Annotated in this window: 11 protein-coding genes; 4 read left to right on the top strand and 7 right to left on the bottom strand. The window is 67.8% G+C overall.

Translation table 11 applies throughout. The features are described from left to right. Positions 1–39: 39 nt before the first annotated feature. The 6 genes from AC5Y36_RS05995 to eccE form a co-directional block, all read right to left on the bottom strand. Entirely contained in the window at positions 40–357 is a 318-nt protein-coding gene (locus AC5Y36_RS05995) for a hypothetical protein (RefSeq protein ID WP_500039955.1), read from the bottom strand. 35 nt (positions 358–392) lie between these two features. Next, positions 393–695 carry a hypothetical protein gene (locus AC5Y36_RS06000; protein ID WP_500039956.1) on the bottom strand — a complete coding sequence of 101 codons (303 nt, stop codon included), beginning with the start codon at positions 693–695 and terminating at the stop codon, positions 393–395. Between the two features lie 290 nt (positions 696–985). After that, positions 986–1,810 carry a DUF5336 domain-containing protein gene (locus AC5Y36_RS06005; RefSeq protein ID WP_500039957.1) on the bottom strand — a complete coding sequence of 275 codons (825 nt, stop codon included), beginning with the start codon at positions 1,808–1,810 and terminating at the stop codon, positions 986–988. A gap of 91 nt (positions 1,811–1,901) precedes the next feature. Further along, positions 1,902–2,690 carry a sensor domain-containing protein gene (locus tag AC5Y36_RS06010; protein ID WP_500039958.1) on the bottom strand — a complete coding sequence of 263 codons (789 nt, stop codon included), beginning with the start codon at positions 2,688–2,690 and terminating at the stop codon, positions 1,902–1,904. Beyond that, entirely contained in the window at positions 2,687–4,321 is a 1,635-nt protein-coding gene (locus tag AC5Y36_RS06015; RefSeq protein WP_500039959.1) for a serine/threonine-protein kinase PknH/PknJ, read from the bottom strand. Before AC5Y36_RS06015 ends, AC5Y36_RS06010 begins: the two co-directional genes overlap by 4 nt. 2 nt (positions 4,322–4,323) lie before the next feature. After that, positions 4,324–6,030, bottom strand: coding sequence for a type VII secretion protein EccE (gene eccE / locus AC5Y36_RS06020; RefSeq protein WP_500039960.1), 1,707 nt, complete (start codon positions 6,028–6,030; stop codon positions 4,324–4,326). Positions 6,031–6,143: 113 nt separating this feature from the next. Here eccE and eccB point away from each other — a divergent pair, with 113 nt between their 5' ends. Next, a complete protein-coding gene (gene eccB, locus AC5Y36_RS06025; RefSeq protein ID WP_500039961.1) occupies positions 6,144–7,655 on the top strand; it encodes a type VII secretion protein EccB in 1,512 nt (503 codons plus the stop codon). Between the two features lie 438 nt (positions 7,656–8,093). Here the strand turns inward: eccB and eccD (AC5Y36_RS06030) are convergent, their stop codons facing one another. After that, positions 8,094–9,560, bottom strand: a complete 1,467-nt coding sequence (gene eccD / locus AC5Y36_RS06030) for a type VII secretion integral membrane protein EccD (protein ID WP_500039962.1) — start codon at positions 9,558–9,560, stop codon at positions 8,094–8,096. A 108-nt stretch (positions 9,561–9,668) separates the two neighbouring features. On the opposite strand from eccD (AC5Y36_RS06030), the gene eccCa reads away from it, so the two are divergent. The 3 genes from eccCa to mycP are packed head-to-tail and all read left to right on the top strand — an operon-like array spanning position 9,669 to position 16,620. Further along, positions 9,669–13,694, top strand: a complete 4,026-nt coding sequence (eccCa, locus tag AC5Y36_RS06035) for a type VII secretion protein EccCa (RefSeq protein WP_500039963.1) — start codon at positions 9,669–9,671, stop codon at positions 13,692–13,694. After that, a complete protein-coding gene (eccD, locus tag AC5Y36_RS06040; RefSeq protein WP_500039964.1) occupies positions 13,691–15,193 on the top strand; it encodes a type VII secretion integral membrane protein EccD in 1,503 nt (500 codons plus the stop codon). The genes eccCa and eccD (AC5Y36_RS06040) overlap by 4 nt, the downstream gene beginning before the upstream one ends. Then, entirely contained in the window at positions 15,190–16,620 is a 1,431-nt protein-coding gene (gene mycP / locus AC5Y36_RS06045) for a type VII secretion-associated serine protease mycosin (RefSeq protein ID WP_500039965.1), read from the top strand. Before eccD (AC5Y36_RS06040) ends, mycP begins: the two co-directional genes overlap by 4 nt. The last annotated feature ends 159 nt before the right edge of the window (positions 16,621–16,779 follow it).

Here is a 16,779-nt window from a genome sequence, read left to right on the forward strand (position 1 = left end):
CAACCGGTTTAGGGCACCTTTGCGTCTGGTCGGCAGAGGTCAGGCGAGCCGGAAGTTGCCGGCACTGCCCATCACGGCGTCGGCCACGTTTGCGTCCGCGTGGTGCATGCCGTCATGGCGATCGGAGGCAGCCTGCGTCTGCTGGTTGTGCCGAGCGATCCAGGCCTCCAGGTTCTGCGAGACCTGGAGTTCTACCTCACGGACCGCAGCGGACCCCTGGCCCGAGAAAACCCCGTAGAGCACCCGGAACGCTTCGCTGAGCTCCTGGCTGGCGGCGTCCAACTTTGTTGCGTGCCCGGCCAACTCCTCCAGGTTTGCGTAAGCTGCCTTGCCGTAGTGAATCTCGTCTCCACTCATTGCCTATATCCTTTCAAGATCGAATGTGGTCGACTTTAGGCTTCGTCGTCGTGCGAGTGGAGTTGTCCCACTCCGTCTTCGCTGACCGTAATGAAGTTGAAAAGCCCCCGGGTGATCTCGCTGGCTTCATCGTTGTAGCTCGCCGACGCGGCCATGTACGACCCGTGGCTGCTGCCGCTCCAGTTGCTCGACATTGCGTGCTGCTCGTCCTCAATGCTGCGGAAGATCCGCTCGGCGTTTTCCGCGTGCTGACGTGCAGACTTAAACGCGGCCAAAGCCTCTGGAACGCTGACGGCGAGGCCGCTGTCGTTGTCGTTCATCTGATCGGGTGTTGCCATTGTGCCGTTCCTTACTTTCCGTTCGGATTGCCGTTTGCCCGTAGGTTTGAGTTATCCCTCATGTGGTTGACGCAGCCAAATCGAACTTGCCAACCGCCCGCATCGTCGTGCCAGATGCCACTCTCCTGAGCCTGGTCCGATAAGTCCCCTCATTTCTCGAACATCTCGACCTTAGGCTTTTCCGCGGTGATATTTCCGCAGCTTTGCCTTAGCACATGAGGCTAGCAGACTTGGGAGTAGGCATCGTGCAGAGATTTTTTCGCAGCATTCCCGACGATCGGGTCCCGGCTCTACTGCTGTGACGTGGGACGATGCTCAGATTCCGGATACCCGCCGGCCTGCTGGACGGGTGTCTGGGCTGGCCCGAAACTGGGCAGTCCCGCCTGCGGCCCGGTCGATGCCGCCGGCTGCTCCGCATGCGGCGCGGTCGGGTTACCGGCCGACTGATTTCCCACGTACTCCGCATAGGTTCCAGCCGAGGATGCCGAAGCCTGTTGTGACCGGTTGGCCGCAACCTGGTATTGAGCCTGTTGGGCCTGTTGGGCTTGTGCCGTCCCGCCGCGCTGCTGCGTGTCCGGCGCCGATTGCTGCTGCGTGTACTGCCCGTAGTACTGCGCCGCCCGCGCGTAGTAGTCGGCGTAGGCGTCGTATTCGGAACGGGTGGAGTGACCCCCGGCGGCGTCGCCGGCCAGCAGCAGTGCCCCGATTGCGGCCGCAGCCTGCAAGCCGGTGAGCACCACGATGACGGTGAGCGCCCAACCGGGGTGGCTGCCTTCGGGCGCGGTGATCCGGCTCGACAACGTTTCGAGGAATCCGACCGCCGCGAGGGCCGCGACGACCTTGGTGTTGGGCGTCTGCCCGGGTGCCAATCCGAATGCGGCCAGCAACCCCGCCAGCAAGGCGAACCGAACGCCCCACCCGAGGTCCCCGTCATCGAACACCGGTCCGTAACTGACCAGGTAGCTGGCCAATCCCAGGACCACCACCGCGATGCCCAGGTAGCCCGGCAACGCGGTCGAGCTGCCGGCACGCCCGGCAGGCCGCGGCGAATAGGCGCCATAGCCGCTGCTCGGGTTGCTCGCGTAGTACCCCTGGTTGCCAGACTGGTAGGACATGTCCGCTCCTGCGCTCGTAGCTCCCTGACCTGGGTGACTGTATTTACGCTAGTCCACCGGGGCGCTGAACACCGGCCGCATTGTCGCGGGTCTACTGACTCAGCTCGCTGACCTTGTCCATCATCGCGTGTGCGACCTGGACTGCGCTGGTTTCGGGATCGCCGTTGCCGGCGCGACCCGGCGATCGGTACTCGTCTTCAAAGCCGACCTTGACCTCGACAAGGCAGTTGACCCGGACGCCGATCGCATGCGCCGACAGGGTGGTGTATCCGCTGCTCAAGGTCGCCTGAAAGGTGGCCGCCAGCACCGAATCGGCAAGCCAGACGGCGGTGATCTTGCGGGTGCTCAGCAACGCGCCTTGGCTGTCGTAGGTGGTCACGGTCTTGCCGTCGCATTGGGTCCACTGCTGAGAGAATTTCGCGAACAACGCGTCGGCGTCGGCGGCCGTGCTCAGCGCGACGACGCCGGTGCCCACCACGGCCACCTTCACCGGCCGGGTCCGGTCCTCTTTCCAAGAGTGGTCGGCGAAGTTCTGCACGGTCGAGCCCCGGTAGGTGTTCGCTTGCAGTGCCGCAACCACTCCGCCGCATTCGCGGGGCGTATTCCTGGGCGAGGCGAATATGCCGTTGGGCATGTCATTGATCCCGCCGAACTGCGGAGGGAACTCTGGGTCGTCTTTCAACGGCTGATCCAACAGTTGCGCAAGCTGCTCCTGGTCGGGCAGCGCCTGCTGAATGGATGCCCCGGTCACCGGTCGCGGCACCAACCCGGCCGCGGGCCGCGCCGCGCCACCGACCGCTCCACCGCAGGCGCTTGCCAGCATCGCCACCGCCAGCAGAAGCACCGCACGCCGGACGCATCCGACGATGGTCACCGTCATCCGGATTCCCGGATCTTGGCCTGGATATTGGCTGCGATGTCGCTGGCCTGGCTGGTGAGCTCGCCGGGACGGCACACTTTGACGTCCACCAGGATGTTCTTGCGGGTGGCCAGTGCGCGGTCACAGGACAGCGTGCCCCCATCCAAAGCCATGGTGATGGCCACGGTGTCGCCATTGAGGTGGTTTAGCTGGCCGAAGGTCCAGTTCGCGTCGTGCCAGGTGAATGCGCGACCCATGCATTCGCCCCATTGATTCGACTGATTCATGAACAGGTAGTCGGCGTCTTGGGGTGTGGGTACCGAGACCACCGCTTGGCCGACCGTCGTCGCGTCTTGTTCTGGGATGTTTCGTTGGCCGGCCCACTGGATCCGGGCGGCGGTCCAGTTGCTGTCGGCGTAGGTCGCGGTCTGGGCCGGCCCGAAGGCGCCCACACACGCCGCCTCCGAGATGGACTTGCGGCCGTCGACCAGCGCGTCACCGATCGGGTCCCCCTGTACCGGCACTCCCACGATGGCGCTGATCTCGTCGCTGCTCAGCAGCATGTCGGCCAACGCTGCCGGCGACGTGGACGGCGATACGGTCTGTGTCGTTGTGGGTTGTGACACCGGCTCGGGTTTGTGTGCCGGCCAGTTGATGACGGTGACGGCACCGGCGGCCACCACGACGGAACCCGCTGCCGCCGCGAGGATTCCGGCGCGGCGACGACGTCGTGTCGGTCCTGGGGAACCCTGGGGTAGCAGGTGTGTGGTCGGTGCATTCGGCGCCAGCCGTACGGTCGGCGTGCTGCGCGGGCTCGGTGCGTGCAAGGCCGCTTTGGCGGCGGCGGCAAAGTCGCCGCAGGTCGGATAGCGCTGGGAGGGGTGCTTGGCGAGCGCGGCGGCGATCACATCGTCTAACGCGGGCGGCAACCAGGGCAGCTGCTCGCTGGCCCGCGGCGCGGGTCTGGTCAGGTGCGCCATCATCACCGCGGCCTGGGCCCCGACGTCGGCAAACGGGGCCTTGCCGGTCAATAGTCGAAACAGGCTGCAGCCCAACGAATACTGGTCGGCGCCCGGGCCGACCGGGTCGCCGGCGATGACCTCTGGGGCAGCGTAGGCGACGGTTGCCAGTACCTCACCGGTACCGGTCAGGCCAGCGTCGTCCAACGCCCGGGCGATACCGAAGTCGGCCAACAACACCCGCTCGTCAGGACCGACTGGCGCCGCCACCAGAAAGTTCGCGGGTTTGACATCGCGGTGGATCACGTTGCGGTGATGCGCGTAATCCAACGCTTTGGCAACCTCTTCCACGATGTGGAGCGCTCGCTGCGGGGTCATGTTGGCGCTCTTCGAGGCTTCGTCGGCGTCGGTGCCCTCGACGAACTGCATCGCGATCCACAGTTGACCGTTCTCGGTTTGGCCGCGCCGATAGATGGGCACGATATTCGGATGCTCAAGCCGGGAGGCCACCTCGGCTTCCCGGCTGAACCGGGCCCGGAAACCTTCATCTCGCGACAGTTCGGTGGACAACAATTTCAATGCTTCGCGGCGCGGCAGTTCGGGGTTGGCTACCAGGTAGACGGCGCCCATACCGCCCGAACCGAGCACCCGTTCCACCCGATAGCCGGAAACCAGTGATCCAACCGGGAGCACGTTTAGTCCTCCGAGTCGAACGAGGCCTTGATGTAACGCATCTCCTCGTCGGTGGCCACCATGGTCACCACCGACGAGCCGGCCTTGGTGCTCACCTTGACGGTGTCGGTGTCCAGGTCGAGTAGTTCCAGCGCCACATCGGCGTTCGGTGACACCACCGATTGCGGTGGCGTCACCAGGACCGCGGTGACCCCGACCCGCACCGACTGCTCGGCGACCCCGTCGAACATCTCCACCGAATAGTTGCGATCCGATCCGGCCTGAATGGATCCCCGGTTGAAGTCGCTGACCCACAGCAGATCGTGGTCGTCGACCTCGGCGACCATGTCCCGCCACATTTCCGGGCGGCGGCTGTGCACCAGCACGTGGGCGCCGAGCGCCAGCGAACGCAACACCGCCTGCTGCGCCAGGTGCAGGGTTCCGACGATCTCAACCCGGCTGATCTGCGGGCCGAACAGCGGCAGGGCCACCGCGCGGCCGTGGTCGTCGGCGCCGATGACCTGACCGCATCCGGAGGCCGGCACCGCCAACTCGTGGAAGGCCGCCTCGCCGGAGGCGGTCGCCCACTGGTCGATCTGGCGCTGCGGCTGCGGCACCGGAAGGCTGGCGGCCAACGCCGAGAACTGAAAACCACGCAGATGGGTCAGGCCGCGCAACTGGACGCGGGCACTTCCGTGCGTATCAAAGCGCGCCAATCCGCGGATCTGGACCCGGTTGCGTCGACCCCGGCGCAGCGACAGGCACACCGTGGTGGAGTAGCTGGGAATGGTCCACACCAGGCCCAGTCCGCCGGTGGTGAGCATTCCCGGTTTGATCGCGAAGCTGCGCAGCCGAAACTGCCCCTCCCGGCAGGTGCGCCAGGTCTCCTCCACCGTCGCCAGGTTCACCCCGTCGGAGAGTTGGTTGGTGGTCTGGCTGATCTCGCTGGCGGTCAGCACCCGTGAGCGCAGCCCAGCCTCGGTCAGCCGGTTGGCCACCCGCTTGGTCGCTGTGGTGGCGGTCCGCAGGATTCCGTCGCGCCCACCGCCGCGTCGGCGCACGGCCTCCGCGCACCGCGACGGATCGAACCGGACGGCGATCCACACGCTGCGCTGGGCGATGGCCGGCAGCGGTCCGAGCACCGCGTCGTAGACCGCGGCCACCTGGCTGTGGCCGTGGGAACGCGCTCCCTGGCTGAGCACATCAATCGAATCCAGGGTGATGTCGAATTGCTGCAGACAATCGACCAGGGCTCTGACCGGCACGGTTTCCCCGGACACCGTCATGCCGGGCTCCATGATCGTCATCGCCTGGGGATTCTCTTCGATCTTCAGCAGCGACAACAGGGTTTTGCCGTCCCATCGGAAGCCGATGAGGGCGCCGTCAGCCATGGGCACGTCAAACGGCTCGGCCGGAATCTTTTTCTGCGTCCTTTTGCGCCGCTGCCGGAAAAAGCCCCACCGCAATGCGATGAGGCGGGGCAGCGTCATTCCGCGCAGTCGAATTACGAATATCAACGCGACCGCGAGCCCGAGAGCGGCCCCCTGCCAGCCGGGAACATGCACGATCAGTGCCACCAGAAGTCCGATGGCGGCCAGTGCCTGCACCAGGATCAGGTCGGCCAGCGGCAGCATCCGTTGCACGCCGATATCGGTTGTCGACAGCAGTCGACTCGACTCCGGCGACTCCTGGCCCCGGCCACGGGGTGTCCCGGCACGACGACGAGGCACAGTCGGCTTCCTCTTCGCTACGTGGAGGCTGACAACTTGTGTGCTGTTACCCCCGCGACCTTGTTGTACGCTACCGACGCCTCGGTATGTGACCGACGCTGAGGGGAGCGGTAATGCCAGCGCAAGTTACCACGCGCGCACAGGTGAACGGTTATCGGTTCCTGCTCCGGCGTCTGGAGCACGCGCTTATCCGCGCCGATTCCCGGATGATTCACGACCCGATGCGCGGCCAGATCCGGTCACTGATGGTGGGCCTGGTCTTGGCGGTCCTGATCACCGGCGCGGCTGGCGTCCTCGCGTTTTTCAAGCCGAATCCCAACATCGGCAACGCACAAATATTGTTGAGCAAATCCAACGGCGGAATATTTGTGCGGATCGGTGACCGCGTCCACCCGGTGCTGAATGTGGCATCCGCCCGGATGATCACCGGAAGTCCCGACATTCCCAAACAGGTCGACGACAAATGGCTCAACAAACTGCCGCGCGGGCCCATGGTGGGAATCATCGGAGCGCCCACCGCGATCCACGGCGGCGACGACATGAGCATGTCGGCGTGGACGGTGTGCGACACCATGCAGACCCCCGAGGTCGCCAAGGGCGGCGGGATGGCCACCCTGGAGACCACGGTGCTGGCCAACGACCCGGTGCTCAGCGCCGATATCCGGGCCGCCACCCCCGCGCAGATGGTGCTCACCGTCGTCGGCAATGTGACCTACCTGATTTACGACGGTGTGCGTGCCCCGATCAGTCCGACGGATCCGATCGTCATCAACGCGCTGCATCTGCAGCGCGCGCAGGTGCGCCCCATGTCGGCGGCCCTGCTGAACGCGTTCCCGCTGGTCCCCGCGATTCAGCCGGTGCCCATCGAAGGGGTCGGTGAGCCGATCACCGCGATCCCGGCGCCGGTACGGGTCGGTGCGATCGTCAAAACCGTCGACTCTCGCGGGGAGCAGCTGTATGTGGTGCTGCATGACGGGCTGCAACCGGTCTCGGCGGCCGCCGCCGACATCATCCGCTACAGCAACCCCGGCGGCCCGACCGAAGCCGCGCGGGAGATCCCGCCGTCGGTGGTGAGCCGTGCGCCCATCGTGCACACCCTGCCCGTCGATCACTACCCGACCGTGTCACCGGAGATCGTCAACGTCGAACCCGACCGGGTGTTGTGCATGGCCTGGGAGCGGGGCAACACCGCCGCGCAGGCCAGCACCCGGTTGCTGGTGGGTCACCGGCTGCCGATACCGACTGGGGCGCAACCGGTCCGGCTGGCCGGCGCGGACGGCAACGGGCCCGGCCTGGACTCGGTGTACCTCAAGCCGGGCAGCGGAGAGTTCTTGCAGGCCACCGGAATCGACAAGGACAGCCGGGCGACCGGACAGCTGTTCTACGTCTCCGACACCGGGCTGCGGTACCACATCAAGGATCTGCCGAGCGCCAACGCACTCGGCGTTGTCGGGGTGAAGGACCCCGACGGCGACCCCCAGACTCAGATGCCGCAGCTGGCCCCCTGGCCGGTGCTCTCGCTGCTGCCCGCGGGTCCCGAGTTGTCGCAGGAGGCCGCGCTGGTCGCCCACGACGGGATGGCTGCGGATCCGGCCGGCAAGAAGATCGACCTGCCCAAGCACTGAGCGGCGGCTGGTGCGCGGCCGGCCCGTCGCCTCATCCGTCACTTTGGTCGCGACTTCCGGGCGTGTGTCGAAGTGCCCGCCTCTGAGCGACAATGCGGCGTTTGCCCAGGTGGCCGAGCAGCTCGGCTTTCACGTGCGCCACTGCCACCTCAGCAGCCGCGCATGTCACGGATTATCGTCGCCGAGCCGGGTGCCCGCGTCACAGCGACAACGGCGACGGCGGGTACGCGGCGGTGCGGTTTGTCGCTGCGAGGCGGGCACCTTCCTGCCAGCGCCAATCTGGGGAAGGTGGGTTATCCGAGGCGCCTGATGCACATGGGGCGCTATCCGAGCCGGCGCGCTCGCGCCCACCTGGGCTGATGCACCGCGTGTCGCTCAGGGGCGGGCACACCGACACACCCGCCGGCTCGCGGGACGGGTGAGACTCGAAGCGCCTTTTTAGATCCGCAGTTCCCGGAAGAAGGCGTACAGCCGGATGATCCAACAGCACAGCGGGAATACCAGCGCGATCGCGAGGTACTCCAACAGCTCGACCTGACGCCGCATCACCGGGGAGAACTCCAGCCGCGGGGCGATCACCCCGCACGCCACGACCAGCACCATCAGCACCGTCAACCCCAGCGCGGCGTCGGGCTGCCAGTCCTTGAGGTAGGCCGCATTCTTGATCAGCGCCGCCAGCGCGATCACCAGTCCGCCGACGATCAGCGTCGCCGATTGGACCAGGTCGTGGTGGCTGCGCCCGCGCAGGCACAGCACCGTCGCCACGGTGACCGCGAACGCCGTTCCCTGCCAGTAGAACCCGTGATTCACGTCAACGGCCAAATAGCAGCCGGCCGCGGCGGTGATCGCCGCCGCGACCAGGATGCCGGTCAGGTACTGGTTGGCCCGGCCGACCCGGGTAACCATGCCTTCTTCGGTGGGGATGATCTGCTTGCCGACGGCGTTGACCCCCTCCACGGTGGTGCCGCCCTGGGTCTCGATGTCGTCGAGCGGCTCACCGGCGGTCGGCACCCGCGGGATCGGCAGCTTCGACAGCAGGATCGTCACCCGCGGCGACACGTACACCACCACCACCGACATCGCCGCCAGCAGCGCGCCGACGGTTCGCTGCGGCGGACCCAGCAGCAGCGTGATCGTGGCGCTGACCCCGCCGATGGTCGCCAGCGCGATGACCGTGGTGTGCAGGGCACGGCCGCGACCGGAGATCAGCAGCACCACCAGCGACGTCAGTGCCGTCAGTGCGAACGCCATCGGCAGGGCGTTGACCCCGAAGCCGTCCGGAACCACATATAGCGCGCCCCCGAAGACCAGTGGTGTCGCCGCGGCGGCCACCCATTCCGAGCGCCGGGCACCGGCCGACCGGTAGGCGACGATGCAGGAGACCAGCACCCCGAGTACCCCGATGCCCAGGGCGGTGGCGGGCAGATAGATGCCGCTGGCGTGGCGGGGCAACAACAGAGCGGTGCCGATGGTGGCGGTCAGCGCCACCGCGAAGCAGGCCAGCGGCCGGGCCTCGCGGGCAAGCCAGCCGGCCACCGGGCTGTCCGGTGCGTCGGACACCTCTTCCACGTCGTCGAACAGCAGCGGGCTGACCGGCTGACCGATCTCGCGGATCACCAACAGCTCACCGTCGTAGACGTTGGCTTCGGTCAGCGAACGGCTCGGGTCGATCGCGTCGGCACCGAGCCGGGCCAGCGTCCAGCGCCCCTCGGTGGTGTCGAACTCGATGTCGGATACGGCCGGCTGCATCGCGAGCTGCTCGTTGGCGATGTCGATGACGTCGTCGATGAAGTCGGCGATGACGATGTTCGGCGGCAGACCCACGTCGATGCGCAGCCCGCCGACCACCAGCGTGACCCGGCTCAGCTCGAGTTCGGGCTCAGATTCTGCGTCAAGCTCCGACAACGACGGCGGTAAAGTCAACGCAATCGGCCTCCGGGTGATGGTGGTGCTTCGCACTGCGACAATACCCACGGCTGGCGCCAGTGTTAGTCGTCAACGAGAAGGGGACCGGTGGGTACCCAGGGCTTTGTACGCCGATTGCGCGCATCGCTACCGCGCATGCCCGGCGGCGAGGTCAACCTGCAGCCACCGCCGGAGGTGCCCCGGGTGATCCCGGGCAACCTGCTGATGAAGCTGATGCCGTTCGTGATGATCGTCGCGGTGGTCGGGATGATCGCGCTGATGGTGACCGTCGGCGGGCGCGACATGACCAAGAACCCGATGTTCTTGATCTTCCCGATGATGATGATCATGTCGATGGCCGGCATGTTCATGGGCGGCGGCGCCCGGCAGGGTAAGGCCGCCGCCGAACTCAACGAGGAACGCAAGGACTACTTCAGCTACCTGGCCAATCTGCGCGACGAATCCGACGTCACCGGTGAGCAGCAGCGCACCGCGCTGGAATGGAGTCACCCCGATCCGCGGGCGCTGGCCGACGTGGTGGGCACCCGACGGATGTGGGAGCGCCGGCCGGCCGACAACGACTTCTGCCATGTGCGGGTGGGCATCGGGACGCACCGGCTCGCGACCCGGCTACTCGCGCCGGAGACCGGGCCACCCGAGGACCTGGAACCGGTGTCCACGGTGGCGCTGCGCCGCTACGTCAAAACCCACTCCGTGGTGCACGCACTGCCCACCGCGGTGTCGCTGCGCGCATTCCCCGCGATCAGCTTCGAGGGTGACCGCAAGCTCGCCCAGCAGCTGGTGCGGTCCATGGTGTTGGAGCTGTGCGCGTTCCACGGACCCGACCACGTGCAGGTCGCGGTGGTGACCGCCAACCCGGACGGGGAGAACTGGAGCTGGGTCAAGTGGCTGCCGCACGCGCAGCACCCCGCGGCCCGCGACGGTATGGGCCCGATGCGGATGCTGTTCCCGACGCTGGAGCTGCTGGAGCGCTCGCTGACCGACGACCTGGGGCAGCGGGGCCGGTTCTCCCGCAACGCCGAACCCACCCAGGGGCTCAAGCAGCTGGTCGTGGTGCTCGACGACGGCTACATCACCGGCGACGAACGGTTGATGACCGACGCCGGGCTGGACAGCGCCACCATCCTGGACCTCAACGGCCCGGCCGATGGGGCCGCCAGCCGCCGCGGCCTGCAACTGGTGGTGGAAGGCGACGACGTCGGCGCCCGCACCGCGGTGGGAGTGGAGCGATTCGCCACCCCCGACACCATCACCATCGCCGAGGCCGAGGCCACCGCCCGCCGCATCGGCCGCTACCGGCTGGCCAGCGCCGCGCACATCGTCAGCCTGGAATCGGACAGCCGCGCCGAAGATCCCGGCCTGATGAACCTGCTCAAGATCACCGACGCCGCCGAGATCGTCCCCGAGCAGGTCTGGCGGCGCCGCACCCCGCGGGAGCGGCTGCGGGTGCCGATCGGCTACACCCCCAACGGGTTGCCGCTGGAGATCGACATCAAGGAGTCCGCCGAAGCCGGTATGGGGCCGCACGGGTTGTGCATCGGTGCAACGGGTTCGGGAAAGTCGGAGTTCCTGCGCACCCTGGTGCTCTCGATGATCACGTCGCATTCACCGGATGCGCTGAACCTGGTGCTGGTCGACTTCAAGGGTGGCGCGACGTTCCTCGGCCTCGAGGGTGTCCCGCACATCGCGGCGATCATCACCAACCTGGAAGACGAGCTGATCCTGGTCGACCGCATGCGCGACGCGCTGGCCGGCGAGCTGAACCGCCGCCAGGAACTGCTGCGGTCGGCCGGGAACTTCCCCAACGTCACCGAATACGAGCGGGCACGCGCCAACGGCGCGGAGCTGGATCCGCTGCCGGCGCTGTTCATCATCGTCGACGAGTTCTCCGAACTGCTGTCCCAGAAACCGGATTTCGCCGAGCTGTTCGTGATGATCGGCCGGCTGGGCCGGTCGCTGCATGTGCACCTGCTGCTGGCCTCACAGCGCCTGGAGGAGGGCAAGCTGCGCGGGCTGGACTCGCACCTGTCCTATCGGATCGGCCTCAAGACGTTCTCGGCCGGCGAGTCGCGCAGCGTGCTGGGGGTGCCCGACGCCTACCACCTGCCCAGCGTCCCCGGCTCGGCGTTCCTGAAATGCGATGCGTCCGAACCGCTTCGGTTCAACACCTGCTACGTCTCCGGTGACTATGTGCGGCCGCGGCGGGTCTCGTCGACCGGGCGGGTCCGTCAGTTGGGCACCTTGGCGCCCAAGCTGTTCACCGCCACCCCGGTCAAAAAGGACGATCCGCCACCGACGCCGGTGGAAGCGCCGGTCGCCGACGAAGCGGCGGCCCCGTCGGGGCCGACCAAGACCACCCTGCTGGACGTGGTGGTGTCCCGGCTGCGTGGCCATGGCCGCCCCGCCCACGAGGTGTGGCTGCCGCCGCTGGATGAGAGTCCTGCGGTCAACCAGTTGCTGCCGGTGTCGCGCTGGGATGCTCCCGAGAACGTCAACGGGCGGCTGTGGCTGCCGATCGGCCTGGTGGACCGGCCGTATGATCAGCGCCGCGATGTGCTGACCGTCGATCTGTCCGGCGCCCAGGGCAATGTCGCGGTGGTCGGCGGTCCGCAGTCGGGCAAGTCGACGGCGCTGCGGACGCTGATCATGGCGGCGGCCGCCACCCACACCCCCGAACAGGTGCAGTTCTTCTGCCTGGACTTCGGTGGCGGTACGTTGGCCAGCCTGGTGAATCTGCCGCACGTCGGTGGGGTGGCCGGCCGGATGGACGCCGACGGGGTCCGCCGCACCGTGGCCGAGGTGTCCGGGGTGCTGCGGGCCCGCGAGTTGCGGTTCCGCGACCTGGGGATCGAGTCGATGCAGGACTTCCGGCAGCGCAAGGCGCAGCTGGCCGCGCTGCCGCCCGAGCAGGCCGCGCGGGACCCGTTGAGCCAGGACAAGTTCGGTGACCTGTTCCTGGTGATCGACGGCTGGGCCTCGGTCCGCAGCGACTTCGAGATGCTGGAGCCGACGCTGCAGTCGTTGGCCATCCAGGGACTGTCCTACGGGGTGCACCTGGTCATCTCGGCCAGCCGGTGGTTTGAGATCCGCGCCGCGGTCAAGGACATGCTCGGCACCCGCGTCGAATTGCGGCTGGGTGATCCCCTTGACAGCGACGTGGGCCGCAAGTTCGCCGAGTTGGTGCCGGTCGGTCGACCCGGGCGCGGTATGACCGCGCAACGGCTGCATTCGCTGATCGCGTTGCCCCGGTTGGACTCCAGCTCCGACACCGAGGACCTGCCGGCCGGGGTGGCGGCGTCGGTCGACGCGGTGCGCACCCGCTACGCCAACCGTCAGGCGCCGCGGGTGCGGATGCTGCCGCACAGCGTGGACCGCGACGCGGTGGTGCGGGCGGCGCGGCAATCCGGTCGGCTGTCCAAGTCGCGGATCGCGATCGGCATCAACGAGGAGGAGCTGCGGCCGGTGGTCGTCGATTTCGACGCCCAGCCGCATCTGGTGGCGTTCGCCGACACCGAATGCGGTAAGTCGATGCTGCTGCGCAACATTGCCGCCGGCATCATGGAGAACGCCACCCCCGAGGAAGCCAAGATCATCCTGGTCGACTTCCGGCGCTCGCTGCTCGGTGTGGTGGACAACGACTTCCTGGGCGGGTACGCGACCGCGTCGGGATCGTGCGGCGAGTTGATGAAGGCACTGGCCGAACAGCTGCAGGGGCGGCTGCCACCCAGCGACATCACCCAGCAGCAACTCAAAGAACGCTCCTGGTGGTCGGGGCCGGACCTGTTCGTGATGATCGACGACTATGACCTGATCTCGGGCAGCTCGCTGAGCCATCCGCTCGGACCGCTGATCGAATACCTGCCCCAGGCCCGCGATATCGGCCTGCGGGTGATCGTCACCCGACGCAGCGGCGGGGCCGGGCGGGCGATGATGGACCAGATCATCGGCCGGTTGCGCGACCTGTCCTGCAACGCGCTGGTGATGAGCGGCTCCAAAGAGGAGGGTGCACTGTTCGGCTACAAGCCCACCCAGATGCCGCCGGGCCGGGGAATGCTGGTTTCCCGCACCATGAAGAGCGGGGTCATCCAATTGTCGAAGATGCCTGACCTGTGACGCGCTCAACCGGTGCCAGTGAACTCGCCCAGGCACGCGTGATCTCCGCGGCGCCCGAACGCATCCGGGTGTCGGTGTTCGGTGGCCGCACCCAGCTGGATATTGCGCTGCCGCTTGATATCCCGGTGTCGGGATTCGTCCCGGACTTGGCCCGGCTGGTCCGGTCCCGTGACCTCCCGCACGACGACGAGGATCCGGCGACCAAAGACGAGCGGCGAACCTTCTGGGTGCTCAGCCGTTTCGACAGCGGTGCGGAGGTGCGTCCGGAGCAGACGCTGCGGGAAGCCGGCGTGGTCAACGGTGAACTGCTGCGGCTGTCCCCCGAGCGCGCACTGTCGCCGCCCACGCTGTTCGACGACGTCGTCGACGCCGCCGCGCAACTGAACAAGGCGTCCTACGCCGGCTGGGATGCCCGCGCGGCGCGCTGGGTGGCCTTCGTCGGCACGCATCTGTCGGCGTTGGCGTTTGTGTTCTGTCTGCTGCACGGGGTGTTCGACGCGCAGCGCGCCCTCACGGTGGCGCTGGCCGGGGTCGTGGTGGTGACGCTGGTCGGGGTGGCGGCGGTCGCACGCCGTTCCTACCGGCTCAACAACGTGGCCGCGGCGCTGGGCTGGGCGGCGATTCCGATCGGCGCGGGAATCACCTGGGCGCTGCTGGGCCGGTACGGCGGCTACTGGGTGGCCGCGAGTTGTGCGGTGGTGGTGATCCTCAACGCCGCCTACTACCGGCTGATCGGAACCGGGCACTGGGCCTACGTCGCGAGTTCCGTGCTGGCCGGCGTGGGCGGTGTCGCGGTCCTGGCGGACGCAGCCGGTGCGCGCACCGACGTCGTCTGTGTGGCGTTGGCGGTGTCCGCGGTGCTGACCTGTCTACTGATCCCACGGCTCACCGCGCGACTGGGCCGGTTCGAGCCGCCGACGGTGGAGCCCGACGGTGACCGCGACGAATGGGCGTTTGAGAATCCGTTCGAGTCGTCCAGCAAGGCGACACCCGAGGAGAATTCGGGTGCGTCGATGCCGACCGCCGAGACCGTCTGGGCGAAGGTGCGCGGGGCGGCGTTGACCCGCTCAGCGCTGCTGGCCGGTTTGGCGAGCAGCGCCGCGGCGGGTGTCGCCGTGCTGCTGCGCGACACGCATGTCGGATGGTCGTCGTTGGTTTTCGGATTGGCCTGCGGCGCGGTGCTGGGTCTGCGGAGCCGGGTACCGGACACCTGGGTCGAGCGCTGCGCGCTGGCGGTACCGGCCGTCGCCGTCGTCGTCGTGACGTGCGCGCTGGCCCAGGGCGGCCGGTTCCCGATTCCGGTCGTCGGCGTGGGTGTGCTGCTGACGGTCGCCGTGGCCGCCGCTGCGGCGGGTTTGGCGCGGGCAGCCGCCGCCGGCGGTGCATCGGCGCGAGTGGCGACGCTGCTGTCTTACCTGGAGTACACCGCGGTAGCGTCGCTGCTGCCGCTGGCGTTGTGGGTAGTGCGGATCTACGAGCGGCTCGGACCGTGGTGGTGAGGTCCGTCCGGCAGGCGGCAGCGCTGGTGACGTCGCTGATGTTCGTCGCCGGACTGGTTCCCCCGGCGGCGTCGGCCATTCCCCCGCCGGTCATCGAGCCGGGGCCGCCGCCCACCGGTCCGGTCGGGCCACCGGAGCCCACCGAGCTGAAAGCCATCTGCGGCATCGAGACCGGGATCCTGCCGAACACGGATTTCTCGATACAGACCAGCGCCGAAGCGATGCTGGAGTACCGCGACGCCTGGAAGTTCTCCCTGGGGGCCGGGCAGAAGGTCGCGGTGATCGACACCGGGGTGAACCCCCATCCACGGTTGCCGTTGCTGGAGGGCGGCGGTGATTATGTGTCGAACACCAACGGGCTGCAGGACTGCGACGCGCACGGCACCCTGGTCGCCGGCATCATCGCCGGCACCCCCAGCCTCGAGGACGGCTTCGCCGGGGTGGCGCCGGCGGCGACGATCCTGTCGATTCGGCAGAACAGCGCCGTGTACGGGGTCGAGGGCTCCGGCGGCGGGCAACGCAACGATCCGGATGCGACCTCGGAGGGCTATGGCAGCACGCTGACCCTCGCCTACGCGATCACCCGGGCGGTTGAGCTGGGGGCCACGGTCATCAACCTGTCGGAGGTGGCATGCAGCTTCGCCTCGGCACCGCCGCACGACGTCGCCTTGGGGCAGGCGGTGCGCAACGCGTTCGAACACAACGTGGTGGTGGTGGCCGCCGCCGGCAACGTCAGCTCCCAGAAGGGGCAGGGGTTGTGCAGCGTCCAAAACGACATGACCGACCCCAACCTGCCGCAGGCGGCCGGATGGGATTCGCTGAAAACCATCGCCAGTCCCGCCTGGTTCGAGGACTATGTGCTGGCCGTCGGCGCGGTCACCCCGGCGGGCGAGCCGGCCGATTTCAGTCTGCGTGGGCCCTGGGTCGCGGTCGCCGCACCCGGTGAACGCATCATGTCGCTGGACTCCAAGGGTCCCGGCCTGACCAACGCCGAACCCAGCCAACAGGGGCTGGCGCCGATCAACGGCACCAGTTTCGCGGCGCCGTTCGTGTCCGGGCTGGCAGCGCTCATCCGATCCCGGTTTCCCGAACTCAACGCCCACCAGGTGATGGACCTGATCAAGCGGACCGCCCACACGCCCGGGTCCGGACCCAACGCCGCCACCGGATACGGCGTGATCGACCCGGTCGCGGCGCTGACCTATCAGCTGCCGGCCGCGAACAAGCTGCCCGATCCGAACGCCGGAACCGCTATTGCGGGACGGCCGCACGTCGACCCGGCGAGTCGTCGTGCCCGGGTGATCGTGTTGTCGGTCGCGGCCGGCAGCGTGGTGTTGATGGGCGTCGCCTGGGCGCTGGCGGTGACCCGCCGGCGCCGGGAACCCGGCGACGCCGACAAGACGCAGCAGGACCTGCTGGTCAGCTAGTTGGGTGGTCCAGGCCACCGTGGCGCCCGGTTGTGCCGTCGCGCACATCTGAACCGATCACCACGTCTCCACCCGCCGGTTCGCCGATCCTTAACGGTGCGTTCTGCGGTCCGGATATGGCGAAATTCGCGTCGTGAGCCCGCCGGATGTGTGGCAGCC

It is taken from the genome of Mycobacterium sp. NGS50, assembly GCF_059812545.1.

What these genes read in the sequence shown, in the direction of transcription:
- AC5Y36_RS05995 (WP_500039955.1), bottom strand. Translation starts at nt 357, where the DNA reads ATGAGTGGAGACGAGATTCACTACGGCAAGGCAGCTTACGCAAACCTG.
- AC5Y36_RS06000 (WP_500039956.1), bottom strand. Translation starts at nt 695, where the DNA reads ATGGCAACACCCGATCAGATGAACGACAACGACAGCGGCCTCGCCGTC.
- AC5Y36_RS06005 (WP_500039957.1), bottom strand. Translation starts at nt 1,810, where the DNA reads ATGTCCTACCAGTCTGGCAACCAGGGGTACTACGCGAGCAACCCGAGC.
- AC5Y36_RS06010 (WP_500039958.1), bottom strand. Translation starts at nt 2,690, where the DNA reads ATGACGGTGACCATCGTCGGATGCGTCCGGCGTGCGGTGCTTCTGCTG.
- eccB (WP_500039961.1), top strand. Translation starts at nt 6,144, where the DNA reads ATGCCAGCGCAAGTTACCACGCGCGCACAGGTGAACGGTTATCGGTTC.